Below are 20748 nucleotides of genomic sequence, written 5' to 3'. Positions count from 1 at the left end.
GACTTCATGCCCTCTCACATGGAAGATCAGAACCAGGAAGAAACTTCAGGCCAGGATCAAGTCACGAACGAAGACCAACAAACCCTCACCCTTGATGGTCGTGTTTATGCCATGAACGCTCTGCCTGCAGAAGCGATCAATGCACTGAACGATCTGATCCGATCTGAAAATGAGCTGAACGAGCATCGTTTCCGCATGCGTCAGCTTTCAGCTGCACAACAAACGCTCACCGCTGCCATTGGCCAGATCATCCAAGCCGCAGGAATTGAGCCAATTTCAGAAGTGGAAGTCGCTCAGTCTGAAGAAGCAGAAGCTGCCTGATCGGCAGGTTGATCGATCGGTGAAGCGATCGTGAGATTGCGTGCATCCTCACCCGACTCTTGGGTGAGGAACTGCACCATCTCCTGAAGTGAATAGGCCTTGAGCACAGTGGGTGATTGCGCATCCTGGTTACTGCGATTCACCAGCAGCGCCATCGATGTAAACGTGAAAGCGCAAGGAACAATGGTGGACGACTTCCCATCTTGCGTCTGGGTGATCCGCACCAAAGGGTCTGGACAGATCACATAGGGCTGCTGTTGAGCCAGACTGCGAGCCTGCTCAAGGGCAACCCCTTGCTGCAGCTGCAGACCTACAACAGCTGGGATTTGAGCTGGGTCAGGTACGTAGGCCTTGGTCAAACTTGCGTCGCTTTCCCGAGCCGTGAGGAAGGCAGCCTCGAATTGGGTCAAGGCCAACGGAGCAACACGAAACTCGCCCTTTTCACCTGTGCGTTGACGCCATTGCTGAGCAAAGAGATCAGCAGCGAGGGTCGAAAAAAATGCAACCATGCCGGCCTGCTTGAGCGGCTTTAGCTCTCCCGCTTCTGTCACGGGCGTCAACACAGTGACCGTTCGAAATTTGGCATCGACAGCATCAGGCTCGAGAGCCCTCGCGCAGGGAGCGAACAAAGACGCACAGGCCAGAGCAAGGGCGATTGCGAACGAGCGAGTTGCCATGTCAGATGCACAGATAAGGGGATTCAAGCAGTGATATGGACCAGTGATGACAACTGGCCGGAAATGATCAAAAAGCAGTTGTCGCAAAAGATGAGCGTACCTAACCTTTACCGGCTTGCTGTCTTTCGTGAAACGCCGCACCTCGTCTGCAATAGCCCTGCTACCTGCTTTCCTTCTGATGGCAGGACGGACGACGAGTGTGCTTGCCCAAACCCAGAACGTAGGTTCTGGGTCTTACAACTCACCTCCTTCGCAGCCCTTACTCCAAGGAAGCGGTGGCCAAGGCTCGCAACCAAGCTATGACCCATGGAGCACCACGGGGCGCACGGGTGGCACGGGTGGGCAAGGGCCCAATATCACCCAGACCGTTACAGGCTCCTATAGCTCACAAGTTGGATCGAAATCGGTTGGTGGCAAGGGCGGTACCGGCGGCGGTTCGATTGGCAACGGTGGCGCTGGTGGCACAGGTGGCTCCCCCGGCAATGTTCAAGTCACCTTTGCGAGCGGTGGCTCTGTCTCGATCAATACGTCTAGCAATAGCAATCTTTCTGGTGTTCAAGCATCGGCAATTTCGGGAGATGGCGGTAACGGAGCAGGAGCAGGTCTGGCAAGTGGTGGGCCTGGTGGAGCCGGCGGCAGCTCCGTCAACCAAAGCGTAGGGATCACCATTCAAAGCGGTGCCAGTGTTTCTGTCACAAACCGCTCGGGCGGCGACAGTGCTGGTGCCATTGGCGTGTTGTCTCAAAGCACCGGAGGCGTCGGAGGCGACGGAGGTAGCGGTACCTTCGGCTCAGGCGGAACTGGAGGCACTGGAGGTGTTTCAGGCCTCGCCACCGGTAGCAATGCCGGCAGCATCAGCGTGTCCAACAGCGGCAAGGCTGGCGGAGCTGGCATCCTGGTTCAATCCGTTGGCGGCCAGGGAGGCAAGGCAGGATCAGGTGGTGTGATTGTCACCTTTGGAGGCCTTGGTGGCACGGGCGGCGCTGCTGGCAATGTTCAGGCCAGCAACACCGGATCAATCGCGACGGTTGGGGCCAATATGCCTGGCATCAACGCCCAAAGCGTTGGTGGTGGTGGTGGTGCCGTACCTGCACAAATTTCCTTTGTCAGTCTTGGTGCTGCGCAAGGTGGGGCTGGCGGAGCCGGTGGCTCAGCCGAAGCCTCGATGTCGGCTGGCTCAATCACCACCAGTGGGAACAACTCTCAAGGCATCATCGTTCAATCCATCGGTGGCGGTGGTGGCGCGATCGGCACCAGCGCTGCTGCCATCAACCTCGGTGCCTCCTCTGAAGCAGGGGCTGGCGGCAATGCAGGCAATGCAACCGTCAATTTCACGGGTGGAACCATCACCACTGGCACCAGCGGGGACGCAATCCTGTCCTCAGGCATCCTGGTGCAAAGCATCGGTGGTGGCGGCGGTAGCGCAGGCACAAGCTATGGACTGATCAGTTTTGGAGCCAAAGGTGGACCAGGAGGCAATGCTGGAGTGGCGACTGCCAACCTGAGTGGCGGCTCAATCAACACATTCCAGGATTACGCGCCTGGTGTGATTGTTCAGTCCATTGGTGGCGGTGGCGGTAACGGTGGTGATGCCAGTTCCGCAGGACCTATCTCCGTCTCCGTTGGTGGAGATGGTGCGTCTGGAGGCGTGGGTGGTACAGCTGTCGTTAATTCACCCTCAGGAGCAGCTCCTGTCACGATCAAAACCGCTGGCTTCAGCGCGCCTGGCATTCTTGTGCAGTCCGTTGGTGGTGGTGGTGGCAACGGCGGCAGCTCAAGCAGCGGAGCGATCGGTGTAGGCATCAGCGTGGGTGTCGCCATTGGCGGCAAAGGCGGTTCAGGTGCCGTTGGAGGCACTGTGAGCGTTGGCGAAAGCGGCAATCCATTCAATGCCAATATCACTACAACTGGTGACTACGCCGCTGGTATTAGTGCAACCAGCATCGGCGGTGGTGGCGGCTCTGGCGGTAGCGCCAAGTCTGTCTCCGGTAGCGGCGGACTGAGTGTTTCCGTCGGTGTTGGAGGTGAAGGTGGCACTGGAGCGAATGCTGGAACTGTCAACCTCAATATGGGTGGCACGATCAGCACCGAAGGCTTTCAATCCCCAGGAATCAACGTGGCCAGCATCGGCGGCGGTGGTGGATCTGGAGGATCCAGCCTCAGCATGGCAGCGGGTACTGCATCAATTGCACCATCCATTGGCGGCAGCGGTAGTGGCGGAGGAGAAGGCAACACAGCGTCCGCAACATTTAGTGGCACGATCACCACGAAAGGCCTGTATTCGCCAGGCGTCAGCATTACCAGCATTGGCGGTGGTGGTGGTGCCGGAGGGAGCTCACTTTCGGCAACCGCATCACTCACTATTAGCGCCAGCGTTGCCTTAGGAGGGCAAGGAGCCAGTGGCGGGTCAGCCGGAACTGCTACTGGAAATATCAGTGGTGACATCTCTACCCACCAAAGTTTCTCGCCGGGCATCATCATCCAATCGATTGGAGGAGGAGGTGGTGCGGGCGGCAGCGCAATCTCTGGCGCAGTGAGTGCCAATCCGATTGGTAGTGCATCAGCAGCTGTGGGAGTTGGCGGCAGCGGCGGGGGTGCGGGAGATGGCCGTTCCGTCAACTTGACTTACGGCAGCGGATCGATCAAAACAGGCCTGGATAATTCCACGAACACGCCCGTTGATTTCTCGCCTGGAATCCTGGCGCAATCGATTGGAGGTGGCGGTGGTGCCGGTGGCTCTTCAACCACAGCCAGCGCCGCTGTGGGTGGTGCAGCAGGGGTGAGCGCCAACTTTGCGATTGGCGGCTCCGGTGGACGAGGTGGAAGCGCTGGGAGTGTGACTGTTGTCGCCAATCTTTCCGGCGACGATGTGATTGAAACGAAGGGCAAATTATCTCAAGGTATTTTCGCCCAATCCGTGGGTGGTGGCGGCGGCCAAGGCGGCTCCACCATCAATGCTCAACTTTCAGGAGGTGGATCGGCAGGCGTCAACATGGGTGGCTCCGTTGGCGCCATTGGAGGTGGCGGTGGTAACTCCGGATCCGTTTCAGTAACAACCACTGGCGGACAAATATCGACTTATCAAATTCAATCTGCCGGCATTTTTGCCCAATCTGTCGGTGGCGGCGGTGGCTCTGGCGGTGGAGCTCTCACCATTCAGGCTGGCGGTGGTGGAGCGGCTGGGGTGAATGCCGCAGCAACCATTGGTGGTGAAGGCGGTGAAGGTGGAAGTGCAGGAGCAGTGACAGTCACTTCTGGCAGTTCAATCATTACTAGAGAATTTCTCTCCTATGGCATTTTTGCCCAGTCCGTCGGTGGTGGCGGTGGCAGTGGTGGTAATGCAGTCACGGGTCAGGTAGCCCTAGGTGGCACTGCTGGGGTGAATGCAGGCGCCACGCTTGGCGGCAAAGGCAGTGGAGGAGGCAGCGGCAAGGACGTCACCGTCACCTCAACCGGCGACTTCATCCAAACGCTGGGTTCAAGCTATGCGTCAGCGATCTTTGCCCAGTCGCTTGGCGGAGGTGGCGGCACTGGTGGTTCATCCATGAACATCCAGGCCGCCGGAGGTGGCACTGCTGGAGTCAATGCTTCCGCAGTTCTTGGCGGCAGCGGCGGTCGAGGTGGCAGCGGTGGGAATGTAAAAGTAACCAACAGCTCAACATTGAGCACCCAAGGCGAAAATTCACCAGCCATCTTTGCTCAATCCGTTGGTGGTAGTGGAGGCAATGGCGGTAATGCGATCTCAGGGACGCTCGGATTTGGTGGAACTGCTTCAGTCTCAGCAGGAGCAACCATTGGTGGGGAAGCTGGATCTGGAGCTTCTGCAGGCAACGTCACCATCGTCAACACGGGTGCCTCAATCACCACAACCGAAGACAGTTCAGCTGGCATTTTTGCCCAATCCATTGGCGGCAGCGGCGGCAATGGCGGCAGTGCAATCAGCGCCACTCTGAACGGTTCCGGTACAGCTTCTGTCGGCCTTAGCGCAACAATCGGCGGCAAAGCAGGAAGCGGTGGAACCTCTGGCGACGTCAGCATTACCAACAGTGCAACGATCGAGACCGGATCGATCAACATCGAAACCCAAGAATTAACCGGCAACTATGGCTATGGCATCTATGCCCAATCGGTGGGTGGTGGTGGTGGTGCTGGTGGAAGCTCTCTGACTGCGGCTGTCTCAGGAGGAGGGAAAGCAGCAGTCACTGCAGGCGTCAATATTGGTGGGGCAGGCGGCTCAGGAAACAGCGCTGGATCGGTCTATGTCAAAAACACTGGTGTAAAAATCACCACACGAGGTGATTTTGCCACTGGAATTCTTGCTCAATCCATTGGCGGTGGTGGTGGAGCTGGTGGAACTTCTCTGAGCTTGAGTGGTGCTGCAGGCAGCAATGCAGTCAGTGCAGGTGTGAACCTCGGCGGCAGTGGAGGAACTGGAGGCACAGCAAGTGATGTCACAGTGATCAACGCGGCTGCGATTACGACTGGCACCAATCTTCTCGATCAGCTTTATGGCAACAATTCCTATGGCATTTACGCCCAATCTGTTGGCGGTGGCGGTGGAGCTGGTGGAGAAGCAATCACTGGACAAGTCAGTCTTTCCAAAGGTGTAAGTGCCAATGTTGGCGTCAGCCTCGGAGGATCTGGGGGTTCAGGCAACACTGGCGGCAATGTGTCGGTCAGCAACACCGGGAACATCCAAACGATTGGCAATAACAGTGCTGCCATTTATGCCCAATCTCTTGGCGGTGGTGGCGGATCCGGCGGTCGTGTGATCAACGCTCAGCTAGCCGGTTCCACTGGCGGGCCTTCCGTCAATGCCGGCGCCAGTGTTGGCGGTAGTGGAGGCACGGGCGGCAACTCTGGAAATGTCACGATCACCAACAGCGGAACCATCACAACCGGGACGCTGTTCGACGGTGAAATTTATGGCGACTTTGCCTACGGATTGTTTGCCCAATCGGTTGGTGGCGGTGGTGGTGCCGGAGGTAGCACCATCAACGGACAACTTGGAGCGAGCGCAAAAACATCTGTCAGTGCTGGAGTCAGCATTGGCGGAAGCGGCGCAGCTGGTGGTTCAGCAGGCAATGTCATCGTTACGAATACTGCGAGCTCGATTCGCACCTATGGGGATCATGCCAGTGGCATCGTCGCCCAATCCATTGGCGGTGGCGGTGGAAGCGGTGGCAGCACACTGAACATTCAGGCCACAGGCAGCACCGGAAAATCCGTCAGTGTCGGAGGGAGTGTCAGCCTCGGTGGCGAGGGTGGAGCCGGGAGCAGTGGTGGCAATGTCACGGTGACTTCAAGCGGAGACATCACCACGGGTGTCGTTGATGGGAATTCTGTGATCAGTGGTGATTTTGCCTATGGATTGCTGGCCCAATCCGTTGGCGGTGGTGGTGGTACGGGTGGTTCCACTAGCAATTATTCAGCCACAGTTTCTAAATCAGGAAGCCCCATTACTCTGGGCGCAAACATTGCTGGTTCAGGCGGCGAAGGTGGTCGTTCGGGCAATGTCATCGTCAATATTTCTGGAAACATCACCACTGTTGGCGCGTTGGCGCCAGGTGTTTTGGCGCAATCGGTGGGTGGAGGTGGTGGTGCTGGAGGCAGCTCCGAATCGCTTTCAGCCAACGCTTCACTCAAGGGTGACAAGACCATTCAAGGCAGCGCCAGCGTTGGCCTTGGTGGCAAAGGTGGTAGTGGCGGAGTGTCTGGGAATGTCACCGTCAATCCCGACACAACTGGAAGGAGCCTGACTATTTCCACCAGAGGGCATCTGTCCAAAGGCTTTGTTGCACAGTCAATCGGTGGGGGTGGTGGTACAGGTGGTGGTGCCAGTAGTACCAGCTACAACAAAAGCAAATCGAAGTATTCGTTTGGAGCAGCCGCTAACGCCTCAGGAGAAGGTGGAACTGGTGGCAATTCAGGCATCGTGACGGTTGGCAGCAGTGCATCGAACCCTCTGAGGCTGACAATCACAACCAAAGGTGATAGTGCAGAAGGCTTCCTCGCACAATCGGTCGGTGGTGGTGGTGGCACTGGCGGCGGCGCAAGCACCAACAATCAAGGTGGCGCCGTCAATGCCGCTTTCGCCATGGGAGCGAAAGGCGGTGCCGGTGGTAACGCCAACAATGTGATTGTTAATACCATCTCTACGATTACAACAAGCGGTTCAAATTCTCGCGGTTTTATCGCCCAATCCATTGGTGGTGGTGGTGGCACCGGTGGCAGCACAGTTTCTCAATCTGAATCAAGCGCACCAGATAGCAAAGATTCCAAATCCTCAACCTTCAGCCTTGGCGCATCAGCGGCAACAGGAGGAAGTGGAGGCGCTGGCGGTAGTGCTGGTGATGTTGATGTTTCCTTTGGCGGCTCGGTCACCACAAGTGGTGCGGCTGCTGATGGTATCTACGTGCAGTCCGTCGGCGGCGGTGGTGGTATTGGTGGCTCCACAATCAGCAGTGCTTCCGCATCAGGCGGTAATAAGTTTTCTGGCTCCCTTTCTGTCGCACTAGGCGGAAATGGTGGGGCAGGAGGAAGTGGAGGTGATGTCAGCTTCACGGCAATTTCGCCGATCACAATCATCACGAAGGGAGATTCATCAACAGGCATGACGCTGCAAAGCCTCGGTGGAGGCGGCGGCAATGCTGGCGAAGTCAAGTCAGATACAACGACGACATCAGCGGCCAATTCCTCATTCAACTTTGGTGCCTCAGCATCAGTTGGTGGGCAAGGTGGCAGCGGGGGAAGTGGTGGCGACGTCAACCTCGGTAGTGCCACAGACATTGCTGATCTCACGATTCAAACCAGCGGCGACAATGCCACCGCACTGTTTATTCAATCCCTCGGTGGAGGCGGTGGCGTTGGGTCCAATACCAATGCTGGTTCCTCTGGAGGCAACCTCTCCGTGTCGTTTGGCATGGGTGGATCCGGGGGCAACGGTGGTAATGCCGGCGATGTTTCCCTTTATGCCAACGGCACCTTCCAGACGACAGGACACTCATCGCATGGTGTGCTGATCCAAGCCATTGGTGGCGGTGGTGGACAAGGCGGCTCCGTCACCTCCAATGCCTCAGCGGATGCAACCGAAGCGAATTCGAAGTTTGCCCTTGGCGCTTCAGTCGGTGTAGCTGGCAAAGGTGGTGCCGGAGGATCGACCGGGGACGTCAGCGGCTCGATCGCAGGCTCGATCGTGACCCAAGGCGATAACTCCTATGGCTTCTTTGCCCAATCGGTTGGTGGCGGTGGTGGTGCCGGAGGCTCCGTCACAAACTCGTCGAAAGCCTCAGGCAATGTGAAATTTGCAGCCTCGGCCACCTTTGGCATGGGCGGTAAGGGTGGTTCCGGTGGATCTGGCCGCAACGTCTCCTTCCAAGTCCCCAACACCCTCACCATCTCCACCGGCAACGTCTCCCTTAACAGCGGCACCGGTTCCCACGGTCTCCTCCTCCAATCCATCGGTGGTGGTGGTGGACAAGGTGGCTCCATCATCGGCAGCAATGTCGCTACATCGGCCTCCAACGCCTCCTTCTCCTTTGGTGGTTCCGGTGCCGCTGGTGGTGCTGGTGGTGCTGGCGGCTCCGGTGGGTCCGTCACCCTTGGCTCCTCCTCGCAAATCGCTGATCTCGTCGTTCAGACCCGCGGTGATAACGCCAATGCCGTCTTCCTCCAGTCCATTGGTGGTGGTGGTGGTACCGGTGGGTCCGTCAACAACGCCGCATCAGGTGGCAACCTCTCCGCCACATTCGCCATGGGTGGTTCCGGTGGTTCCGGTGGTTCCGCAAGTGCCGTCAACTTCTACGGCAAAGGCACATACATCACCACAGGTACCTCCTCCTACGGCGTTCTCCTCCAGTCCATCGGCGGTGGTGGTGGACAAGGTGGTTCCGTCACCTCCAATGCCTCATCGGATGCCAAGTCCGCCAACTCCAACTTCTCCTTTGGTGCTACCGCTGGTGTCGGTGCCGATGGTGGCGGTGGTGGCCAAGCCGGTGCCGTAACAGGTTCCATCGCTGGTGCCATCACCACCGTTGGTGATGGATCCATCGGCTTCTTTGCCCAATCCGTTGGTGGTGGTGGTGGTGCCGGTGGCTCCGTCACCAATTCAGCCTCCTCCTCTGGCAACGTCAAAGTTGCAGCCTCCGCCACCTTTGGCATGGGCGGTCAGGGCGGACGTGGTGGCTCAGGTCGCAACGTCTCCTTCCAAGTCCCAGACACCCTCACCATCTCCACCGGCAACGTCTCGCTTAACAGCGGCACCGGTTCCCACGGTCTCCTCCTCCAATCCATCGGTGGTGGTGGTGGTACCGGTGGTTCGATCATCGGCAGCAATGTCGCTACATCGGCCTCCAACGCCTCCTTCTCCTTTGGTGGTTCCGGTGCCGCTGGTGGTGCTGGTGGTGCTGGCGGCTCCGGTGGGTCCGTCACCCTTGGCTCCTCCTCGCAAATCGCTGATCTCGTTGTTCAGACCCGCGGTGATAACGCCAATGCCATCTTCCTCCAGTCCATTGGTGGTGGTGGTGGTGCCGGTGGGTCCGTCAACAACGCCGCATCAGGTGGCAACCTCTCCGCCACATTCGCCATGGGTGGTTCCGGTGGCTCCGGTGGTTCCGCAAGTGCCGTCAACTTCTACGGCAAAGGCACATACATCACCACAGGCACCTCCTCCTACGGCGTTCTCCTCCAGTCCATTGGTGGTGGTGGTGGACAAGGTGGTTCCGTCACCTCCAATGCCTCATCGGATGCCAAGTCCGCCAACTCCAACTTCTCCTTTGGTGCTACCGCTGGTGTCGGTGCCGATGGTGGCGGTGGTGGCCAAGCCGGTGCCGTAACAGGTTCCATCGCTGGTGCCATCACCACCGTTGGTGATGGATCCATCGGCTTCTTTGCCCAATCCGTTGGTGGTGGTGGTGGTGCCGGTGGCTCCGTCACCAATTCAGCCTCCTCCTCTGGCAACGTCAAAGTTGCAGCCTCCGCCACCTTTGGCATGGGCGGTAAGGGCGGACGTGGTGGCTCAGGTCAGGCCGTCTCCTTCCAAGTCCCCAACACCCTCACCGTCTCCACGACAGGTACCGGTGCTCAAGGCATCCTTCTCCAGTCCATTGGTGGTGGTGGTGGACAAGGTGGTTCCATCATCGGCAGCAATGTCGCTACATCGGCCTCCAACGCCTCCTTCTCCTTTGGTGGTTCCGGTGCCGCTGGTGGTGCTGGTGGTGCCGGTGGCTCCGGTGGGTCCGTCACCCTCGGCTCCGCTCGACAAATCGCTGATCTCGTCGTTCAGACCCGCGGTGATAACGCCAATGCCGTCTTCCTCCAGTCCATCGGTGGCGGTGGTGGTGCCGGTGGTTCCGTCAACAACGCCGCATCAGGTGGCAACCTCTCCGCCACATTCGCCATGGGTGGTTCCGGTGGTTCCGGTGGTTCCGCAAGTGCCGTCAACTTCTACGGCAAAGGCACATACATCACCACAGGTACCTCCTCCTACGGCGTTCTCCTCCAGTCCATTGGTGGTGGTGGTGGACAAGGTGGTTCCGTCACCTCCAATGCCTCATCGGATGCCAAGTCCGCCAACTCCAACTTCTCCTTTGGTGCTACCGCTGGTGTTGGTGCCGATGGTGGCGGTGGTGGCCAAGCCGGTGCCGTAACAGGTTCCATCGCTGGTGCCATCACCACCGTTGGTGATGGATCCATCGGCTTCTTTGCCCAATCCGTTGGTGGTGGTGGTGGTGCCGGTGGCTCCGTCACCAATTCAGCCTCCTCCTCTGGCAACGTCAAAGTTGCAGCCTCCGCCACCTTTGGCATGGGCGGTAAGGGCGGACGTGGTGGCTCAGGTCAGGCCGTCTCCTTCCAAGTCCCCAACACCCTCACCATCTCTACCGGCAACGTCTCCCTTAACAGCGGCACCGGTTCCCACGGTCTCCTCCTCCAATCCATCGGTGGTGGTGGTGGTACCGGTGGTTCGATCATCGGCAGCAATGTCGCTACATCGGCCTCCAACGCCTCCTTCTCCTTTGGTGGTTCCGGTGCCGCTGGTGGTGCTGGTGGTGCCGGTGGCTCCGGTGGGTCCGTCACCCTCGGCTCCGCTCGACAAATCGCTGATCTCGTCGTTCAGACCCGCGGTGATAACGCCAATGCCGTCTTCCTCCAGTCCATCGGTGGCGGTGGTGGTGCCGGTGGTTCCGTCAACAACGCCGCATCAGGTGGCAACCTCTCCGCCACATTCGCCATGGGTGGTTCCGGTGGCTCCGGTGGTTCCGCAAGTGCCGTCAACTTCTACGGCAAAGGCACATACATCACCACAGGTACCTCCTCCTACGGCGTTCTCCTCCAGTCCATTGGTGGTGGTGGTGGACAAGGTGGTTCCGTCACCTCCAATGCCTCATCGGATGCCAAGTCCGCCAACTCCAACTTCTCCTTTGGTGCTACCGCTGGCGTCGGTGCCGATGGTGGCGGTGGTGGCCAAGCCGGTGCCGTAACAGGTTCCATCGCTGGTGCCATCACCACCGTTGGTGATGGATCCATCGGCTTCTTTGCCCAATCCGTTGGTGGTGGTGGTGGTGCCGGTGGCTCCGTCACCAATTCAGCCTCCTCCTCCGGCAACGTCAAAGTTGCAGCCTCCGCCACCTTTGGCATGGGCGGTAAGGGCGGACGTGGTGGCTCAGGTCAGGCCGTCTCCTTCCAAGTCCCCAACACCCTCACCATCTCTACCGGCAACGTCTCCCTTAACAGCGGCACCGGTTCCCACGGTCTCCTCCTCCAATCCATCGGTGGTGGTGGTGGTACCGGTGGTTCGATCATCGGCAGCAATGTCGCTACATCGGCCTCCAACGCCTCCTTCTCCTTTGGTGGTTCCGGTGCCGCTGGTGGTGCTGGTGGTGCTGGCGGCTCCGGTGGGTCCGTCACCCTCGGCTCCGCTCGACAAATCGCTGATCTCGTCGTTCAGACCCGCGGTGATAACGCCAATGCCGTCTTCCTCCAGTCCATCGGTGGCGGTGGTGGTGCCGGTGGGTCCGTCAACAACGCCGCATCAGGTGGCAACCTCTCCGCCACATTCGCCATGGGTGGTTCCGGTGGTTCCGGTGGTTCCGCAAGTGCCGTCAACTTCTACGGCAAAGGCACATACATCACCACAGGTACCTCCTCCTACGGCGTTCTCCTCCAGTCCATCGGCGGTGGTGGTGGACAAGGTGGTTCCGTCACCTCCAATGCCTCATCGGATGCCAAGTCCGCCAACTCCAACTTCTCCTTTGGTGCTACCGCTGGTGTCGGTGCCGATGGTGGCGGTGGTGGCCAAGCCGGTGCCGTAACAGGTTCCATCGCTGGTGCCATCACCACCGTTGGTGATGGATCCATCGGCTTCTTTGCCCAATCCGTTGGTGGTGGTGGTGGTGCCGGTGGCTCCGTCACCAATTCAGCCTCCTCCTCCGGCAACGTCAAAGTTGCAGCCTCCGCCACCTTTGGCATGGGCGGTAAGGGCGGACGTGGTGGCTCAGGTCAGGCCGTCTCCTTCCAAGTCCCCAACACCCTCACCATCTCCACCGGCAACGTCTCCCTTAACAGCGGCACCGGTTCCCACGGTCTCCTCCTCCAATCCATCGGTGGTGGTGGTGGTACCGGTGGTTCGATCATCGGCAGCAATGTCGCTACATCGGCCTCCAACGCCTCCTTCTCCTTTGGTGGTTCCGGTGCCGCTGGTGGTGCTGGTGGTGCTGGCGGCTCCGGTGGGTCCGTCACCCTTGGCTCCTCCTCGCAAATCGCTGATCTCGTCGTTCAGACCCGCGGTGATAACGCCAATGCCGTCTTCCTCCAGTCCATCGGTGGCGGTGGTGGTGCCGGTGGTTCCGTCAACAACGCCGCATCAGGTGGCAACCTCTCCGCCACATTCGCCATGGGTGGTTCCGGTGGTTCCGGTGGTTCCGCAAGTGCCGTCAACTTCTACGGCAAAGGCACATACATCACCACAGGTACCTCCTCCTACGGCGTTCTCCTCCAGTCCATTGGTGGTGGTGGTGGACAAGGTGGTTCCGTCACCTCCAATGCCTCATCGGATGCCAAGTCCGCCAACTCCAACTTCTCCTTTGGTGCTACCGCTGGTGTTGGTGCCGATGGTGGCGGTGGTGGCCAAGCCGGTGCCGTAACAGGTTCCATCGCTGGTGCCATCACCACCGTTGGTGATGGATCCATCGGCTTCTTTGCCCAATCCGTTGGTGGTGGTGGTGGTGCCGGTGGCTCCGTCACCAATTCAGCCTCCTCCTCTGGCAACGTCAAAGTTGCAGCCTCCGCCACCTTTGGCATGGGCGGTAAGGGCGGACGTGGTGGCTCAGGTCAGGCCGTCTCCTTCCAAGTCCCCAACACCCTCACCATCTCTACCGGCAACGTCTCCCTTAACAGCGGCACCGGTTCCCACGGTCTCCTCCTCCAATCCATCGGTGGTGGTGGTGGTACCGGTGGTTCGATCATCGGCAGCAATGTCGCTACATCGGCCTCCAACGCCTCCTTCTCCTTTGGTGGTTCCGGTGCCGCTGGTGGTGCTGGTGGTGCCGGTGGCTCCGGTGGGTCCGTCACCCTCGGCTCCGCTCGACAAATCGCTGATCTCGTCGTTCAGACCCGCGGTGATAACGCCAATGCCGTCTTCCTCCAGTCCATTGGTGGTGGTGGTGGTACCGGTGGTTCCGTCAACAACGCCGCATCAGGTGGCAACCTCTCCGCCACATTCGCCATGGGTGGTTCCGGTGGTTCCGGTGGTTCCGCAAGTGCCGTCAACTTCTACGGCAAAGGCACATACATCACCACAGGTACCTCCTCCTACGGCGTTCTCCTCCAGTCCATTGGTGGTGGTGGTGGACAAGGTGGTTCCGTCACCTCCAATGCCTCATCGGATGCCAAGTCCGCCAACTCCAACTTCTCCTTTGGTGCTACCGCTGGTGTTGGTGCCGATGGTGGCGGTGGTGGCCAAGCCGGTGCCGTAACAGGTTCCATCGCTGGTGCCATCACCACCGTTGGTGATGGATCCATCGGCTTCTTTGCCCAATCCGTTGGTGGTGGTGGTGGTGCCGGTGGCTCCGTCACCAATTCAGCCTCCTCCTCTGGCAACGTCAAAGTTGCAGCCTCCGCCACCTTTGGCATGGGCGGTAAGGGCGGACGTGGTGGCTCAGGTCAGGCCGTCTCCTTCCAAGTCCCCAACACCCTCACCATCTCTACCGGCAACGTCTCCCTTAACAGCGGCACCGGTTCCCACGGTCTCCTCCTCCAATCCATCGGTGGTGGTGGTGGTACCGGTGGTTCGATCATCGGCAGCAATGTCGCTACATCGGCCTCCAACGCCTCCTTCTCCTTTGGTGGTTCCGGTGCCGCTGGTGGTGCTGGTGGTGCCGGTGGCTCCGGTGGGTCCGTCACCCTCGGCTCCGCTCGACAAATCGCTGATCTCGTCGTTCAGACCCGCGGTGATAACGCCAATGCCGTCTTCCTCCAGTCCATCGGTGGCGGTGGTGGTGCCGGTGGTTCCGTCAACAACGCCGCATCAGGTGGCAACCTCTCCGCCACATTCGCCATGGGTGGTTCCGGTGGTGATGGTGGTGCGGGGGGCATCGTCTCGGCCTATCTGAAGGGCACATACATCACCCAGGGCGACGTCTCCTACGGCGTTCTCCTCCAGTCCATCGGTGGTGGTGGTGGACAAGGTGGTTCCGTCACCTCCAATGCTTCCGCTGATGCAACCTCAGCCAATTCCACTTTTGCGTTAGGCGCATCCGCTCCTATTGGTGGAGATGGTGGTGGTGGCTCATGGGGGCAAACAGTCCGAGGCAGTCTCTCTGGTGGGATTCAGACCTCCGGCGAAAACTCGATCGGCTTCTTTGCCCAATCCGTCGGTGGTGGTGGTGGTGTTGGCGGCTCCGTCACCAATTCAGCCTCCGCTTCCGGCAGTTCAAAACTTGAGGCTTCCACCTCCGTCGCCATGGGTGGTGCCGGTGGCACCGGAGGCTCCGGAGGCCAGGTGAATATCTCGGTACCGAGCAAACTGACGGTGATCACCGGCAACACCACGACTGGTGAAGGAGCAGGTGCTCATGGTCTCCTCCTCCAATCCATTGGTGGTGGTGGTGGTCAGAGCGGCTCGGTGTTGAGCAGTAATGTCGCGACCACTTCATCAAACTCCTCCTTCTCACTGGGTGCCTCAGCGGCACTCACGCGTCAGGGCGGTAATGGTGGTAGCGCCTCCTCAGTGACCCTCGGCTCTGCCGGACAGCTGGCCGATCTGACTGTTCAGACTGGTGGTCACGGGGCCCATGCCGTCTTCCTCCAGTCCGTTGGTGGTGGTGGTGGTGCCGCAGGTTCCATCAACAACTCTGCCTCCAGTGGCAATGTGTCGGCTTCAATGGGCATGGGTGGTGCAGGTGGAACCGGCGGCCGCGCTGGAGATGTTGACCTCTACGCCAACGGCAGCATCACCACAGCAGGGGAGAATGCATACGGCGTCCTGCTCCAGTCCATTGGAGGTGGGGGCGGTCAAGGCGGTTCGATCACCGCCAATGCATCCCCTTCTGCAACAGACGCCAACTCCAACTTCTCCTTTGGTGCAGACGGCACCAAAGCCGGGGATGGCGGCGCTGGCGGGCAAGCAGGTGAAGTCACCGCTCGCCTCTCTGGAAACATCGTCACCACAGGTACCCAGTCCACAGGTGTCTTCCTCCAGTCCGTTGGTGGTGGTGGTGGCGCCGGTGGCTCGATCACCAACACCGCGACCAATAGCGGCAACGCCACTTACTCCGCTTCCGCAACCTTTGCGATGGGCGGCAAAGGCGGTGGCGGATCCACAGCAGGCGACGTGTCTCTCACAACCAATCGCGCGAAAACCCTGCGCGTCTCCACCACTGGGGAGTCAGCCAAAGGCATCCTGCTCCAGTCCATCGGTGGAGGTGGTGGCCAGGGTGGTTCCATCCATAACAAAGCCGCGAACAGCACCACCAAGGCCACGCTTGGTGGATTAGCAGCCGGTGTCTCCGGCGGTGGCGGTGGCGGTGGTAACAGCGGCTCCGTCAGCCTGAACGCCGATGACCTCATCATCACTACCACTGGTAACAACGCCATCGCTCTGATGGCTCAGTCCATCGGCGGTGGCGGCGGTAGCGCTGGCAGCAACGTCAATAACGTTCAAGGTGGTGACGTCAGCGTCAACGTTGGCATCGGTGCCAGCGGTGGTGATGGCGGCAATAGCGGTGCTGTGTCGATCAACATCCAAGACGGCACCATCCTCACGTCTGGCGATAACGCCACTGCCCTTTACATCCAATCCGTGGGCGGTGGCGGTGGTAGCTCCAGCAGCTTTGTTGGCGGCACCTCCTCCTCCAAGATCTCCCTCAACGGAACCATCGGCGGCTCCGGTGGTTCCGGCGGCAACAGCGGCAGCGTCTCCATTACGAACGCCGCCGATATTCAAACCACAGGCGCCAACGCCATTGCCATCTACGCCCAGTCCGTCGGTGGTGGTGGTGGTGAAGCCTCCCTCGCCACGCCTTCATCCGCAGAAGGCAACACCATCAGCGGCACCCTCCAGGTCGGTGGCACCGCCGGTGGCGGCGGCAGTGCCGGCAATGTCTCCGTCACGAACAAAGGCATCGTCATCACCAAGGGGAGCCAATCCCATGGTGTCTTCTCCCAATCGGTTGGCGGCGGTGGCGGTCGTATCAGCATCGCCACCCCAAGCGCCAGCGCAGGCACTGATGCCTCTATCAGCTTTGGTGGTTCCGGCGGCGACGGTGGTAATGCCAGCAACGTCTCCGTCACTAACTCCGGGGTCATCGATGTCAGCGGCAATGCTGCCTACGGCATCTATGCCCAGTCTGTCGGTGGTGGTGGTGGCTCCCTCTCCAGCACTGCTGCCATGAGTGCATCTCTCGGCGGATCCGGCGGCTCCGGCGGTAACTCCGGCAACATCACCATCACCAACAACGCTGGTGCTGACATCGTCACCCGTGGTGACAACGGTATCGGTGTCTTTGCCCTCGCCATCGGCGGTGGTGGTGGCGACATCGGCAGCAGCCAAGACTCCCTCAGCCTCGGTGCATCCGGTGGTATAGGCGGCAGTGCGGGCAACGTCACACTCACCAATGCCGGCAATATCACCACCTATGGCACCGGCTCCTATGGCGTCGTCGCGAAATCCATCGGTGGCGGAGGCGGACGCGCCACCGCCAACATCAATCAAGGCACCCTCAGCCTCGGCGGCTCTGGCGGTTCAGGTGGTGGCTCAGGCAAAGTCACCCTGCGCAACAGCGGCAACATCCTCACCTTTGGCAGCTCGTCGATCCCCGTCTATCTCCACAGCGTCGCTGGTGGTGGTGGTGATGTCCAATCTGGCTTTGGCAACGCCACCCTCGGCAGCAATGGCGCCACCGGTCGCTCTGGGAAAACCGAACTCTTCAACACCGGCACCCTCCAATCCAACTCGGAGTTCTCCCCCGCGATCCTCTATCAGGCCATCGGTGGTGGTGGTGGTTCCGCGGACAGCGCTAAGGGCACCGTCCAAATCGGTTCAAGCAATGCCGCTGGGCTCCAATCCGCCCAGGCCATGGGCTTACGCAACGAAGGCAGCCTCATCACCCTCGCCCGCTATTCCCCCGCGATCTTCGCCCAGTCCATCGGTGGTGGGGGTGGTCGCATCGCCCAGACCTCTGGTGGCTCGGTCACCATCGGCAGCATTGATGCCGCAGCCTCTGCCGACCTCTCTGGCGGGGACATCAGGATCAATAACTTAGGAAAAGTCCTCTCAACCAAAGGCGATTACAGCCAGGCACTTTCGGCTCAATCCATCGGTGGTGGTGGTGGTTGGGTCGGACCCGTCGAAGGGAATCTGATCCTCGGCGCTCAAACCAGTGCTGCGCCCATGGATGGCGGTGACATTACAGTGACGAGCCGCTCTGTGATCACCACCACCGGCAACACCTCACCAGGCATCAGCCTCCAGTCCATCGGTGGTGGTGGTGCCTACACAGGGCAAGTTGACGGTTCCGCTCAGTTCGGCAGCAGCAGCAGCTCCGGTAGGCAAAACGCAGGCAAGGTCTCCCTAACCAACTCCGGCTCTGTTCAAACCAGCGGCAACTTCAGCCCTCTGATCAACGTTCAATCCATCGGCGGCGGTGGCGGCCGTGCTGGCGACATCGGCACCACTCTCAACCTCGGTGCGGTCAACCTCATCGGCGCATCCGCCAATGGTGGTGCTGTCACCGTGCGCAACAGCGCAAAACTGCTGATCAGCAAAGGGCTCAGCTCACCCGCTCTCCTTGCCCAATCCATCGGTGGTGGTGGTGGTGCCAGCGCTGAAGTCACAGGCAACGTGACGATGGGTGCCAGCGGCACCGGCAGCGCCAACGCTGGTGCTGTGAACGTCACCAGCTCCAGCCTCATCCAGACCACCGGTAACAATTCCATCGGTCTGCTTGCCCAATCCATTGGTGGTGGCGGTGGTGTGGCTGGTCTCTCCGTCGGTGATGCCGTCATCCTCGGCGGCTCCCTCGTGGGCAACGCCTCCGGTGGCACTGTCAACGTCACAAACACCGGTGACATCACCACCACCGGTATTAACGCAGCTGCACTCCTCGCCCAATCCATCGGTGGTGGTGGTGGTGCAGCCGCCAAGTCCCTTGGCACCCTCAGCAGACTCGGTGCCAGCGCTGGCAACATCGCCAATGCTGAAAACGTCACCGTCACCAACAGGGGCATCCTCCAAACCGCAGGCAATGGCTCCCCAGCCCTGATGGTTCAATCCATCGCCGGCGGCGGCGGATACATCGCTGAAACCAATGCCCTTGCCCGCTACAGCGTCACTCTCGCGGGGAGCAACCTCACCTCCGCCAACGCAGGTGACGTCAAGCTCACAAACACCGGTCGATCTCTTGTCACCGTGGGTGCCTACAGTCCCGCCCTCGTCGCCCAATCCATCGGTGGTGGCGGTGGTTGGTCATTGCTGCGCAGCACACCCAATGCCCAGCTCGGTAGTGAAGCTGGCACCAGCCTCAAAGGCGGCAATGTCACGCTGACAAGCACCAGCACGATCGGTACAGCAGCAAACTTCTCCACCGCTGCTGTGATTCAGTCCGTCGGCGGCGGCGGTGGAGTCACCGGCAATGCCCTCGGCAATGTCACCCTTGGCGCCTCCAAGGTGAGAGGCAACCTCAGCGCTGGTTCCGTCAACGCCAAACTCACTGGCAACGCCATCACTGAAGGGCAAAACTCAGCTGCACTGGTGGTTCAGTCGGTCGCAGGTGGTGGTGGATTTGGTGCGGAAGTCAAAGGAAATGCCGTTCTCGGCATGACGAGCACAGCCACCAGTACTGCCAACGCAGGTTCAGTGACCTTCTCAGGTTCTGGAGAACTGGTGGTGACCAAAGGCATCGATGCACCGGCGATTGTTCTTCAATCCATCGGTGGTGGTGGTGGTTGGATCGGCAATGTGGGTGGCAATGCCACACTGGGGGGGACTCAGATTGGAAGCGCAAACGCAGGCTCCATCCGGGCAACTATCAACTACAAATCCATTCAGACCATCGGAGAAAACTCCACCGGCATTCTGGCTCAAGCCATTGCTGGTGGTGGTGGATTTACCGGATCCACAAAAGGTAGCGTTCTGAATCTGGGTGGAACAATCTCAGGCAATAGCACAAGCAACGCAGGCGATGTGACGCTGACGAATAACGCCACAATCATCACTTCAGCTGGAACTGATAACATTTCAGGGATCAATTCAGCAGCCATCATTGCCCAGGCCGTCGGCGGTGGTGGCGGTGCGTCCGCCACAAGCAAGGGAGACTCCATCCGCTTGGGCGGTATTTCCACAGCCACAGAGCCGGGAAGCTTGCCAACAATCACAACAGGCAATGTGGAGGTCACCAATAAGGGAATCCTCAGCACAAGCTCAGTGGGCTCAGCGGGTCTGATTGCCCAGTCCATTGCTGGCGGTGGTGGCTATGTGTCACAAACCGGTGATTACGAAGAATACGCAGTCTCTTTTGGCAGCACTGGAGCGATCAATGCCAAAGCCGGAAACGTCAATGTCAATAACACTGGCGCTCAAATTGCAACATCAGCCAACTTCTCCCCCGCACTTGTGGCGCAATCCATTGGCGGTGGTGGTGGATTCTCACTGCTAACTGCAAGCGGGAATGGAACAACACAACTTGGAAGCATTAACAATTCAGGCACCGCCAGCTCTGGCGATGTGAAGATCACCGCTCGCTCCATTCTCTACACCCAAGGAGACTATTCATCAGCACTGACAGCTCAGTCGATTGGTGGTGGCGGTGGTTACACAGGAAGCGCCCTCGGAGATGCCAACTTCGGAGCAAAGAAAGTAAGTGGCAATCTCAGCTCTGGAAATGTGGTGGCCAACCTCACAGGAAATGTCGTCACGGAAGGCACGAACTCTTCCGGGATGGTGATTCAATCGATCGCCGGAGGTGGCGGCTTTGGAGCTGAAGTCATCGGAAACGCCACACTTGGGATGACAAGCTCAGGGCCGGGAACTGCCAACGCCGGTTCGATCACCTTTACTGGATCTGGCAAAGCAGTAGCCACGGAAGGGAATGACTCACCGGCACTCGTGATGCAAACCATCGGTGGTGGTGGAGGCTGGATTGGCAATGTGGGAGGAAATACAACACTGGGCGCCACACAAATCGGCAGTAGCAATGCCGGGTCAATCGAGGCCAATGTCAACTACACAGCCATCCAAACCAAAGGAGAAAACTCAACA

3 protein-coding genes (1 of these 3 only partly in view) are annotated in these 20748 nt (G+C 59.5%); 2 read left to right on the top strand and 1 reads right to left on the bottom strand.

The window, feature by feature from the left end:
• Positions 1–6: 6 nt before the first annotated feature.
• On the top strand, positions 7–321 hold the full coding sequence (locus SIB72_RS05335) for a hypothetical protein (protein ID WP_413744874.1): 315 nt from the start codon (positions 7–9) through the stop codon (positions 319–321).
• On the opposite strand, the gene SIB72_RS05330 is transcribed toward SIB72_RS05335, so the two are convergent.
• Complete coding sequence (locus tag SIB72_RS05330; RefSeq protein WP_413744873.1) at positions 294–998, bottom strand: hypothetical protein; 705 nt, start codon at positions 996–998, stop codon at positions 294–296. The genes SIB72_RS05335 and SIB72_RS05330 overlap by 28 nt on opposite strands.
• 178 nt (positions 999–1176) lie before the next feature.
• Here SIB72_RS05330 and SIB72_RS05325 point away from each other — a divergent pair, with 178 nt between their 5' ends.
• On the top strand, positions 1177–20748 hold the 5' portion of the coding sequence (locus SIB72_RS05325; protein WP_413744872.1) for a hypothetical protein. The gene runs 12414 nt beyond the window's last position; 19572 of the gene's 31986 nt are visible here — the first part of the coding sequence; the start codon lies at positions 1177–1179; its stop codon lies beyond the right edge, outside the window.

It is taken from the genome of Synechococcus sp. MIT S9451 (genome assembly GCF_047304725.1).
Lineage (GTDB): Bacteria > Cyanobacteriota > Cyanobacteriia > PCC-6307 > Cyanobiaceae > Synechococcus_C.
The sequence above is the reverse complement of the archived record's forward strand: the minus strand, read 5'-3'. Positions and strand labels throughout refer to the sequence as shown.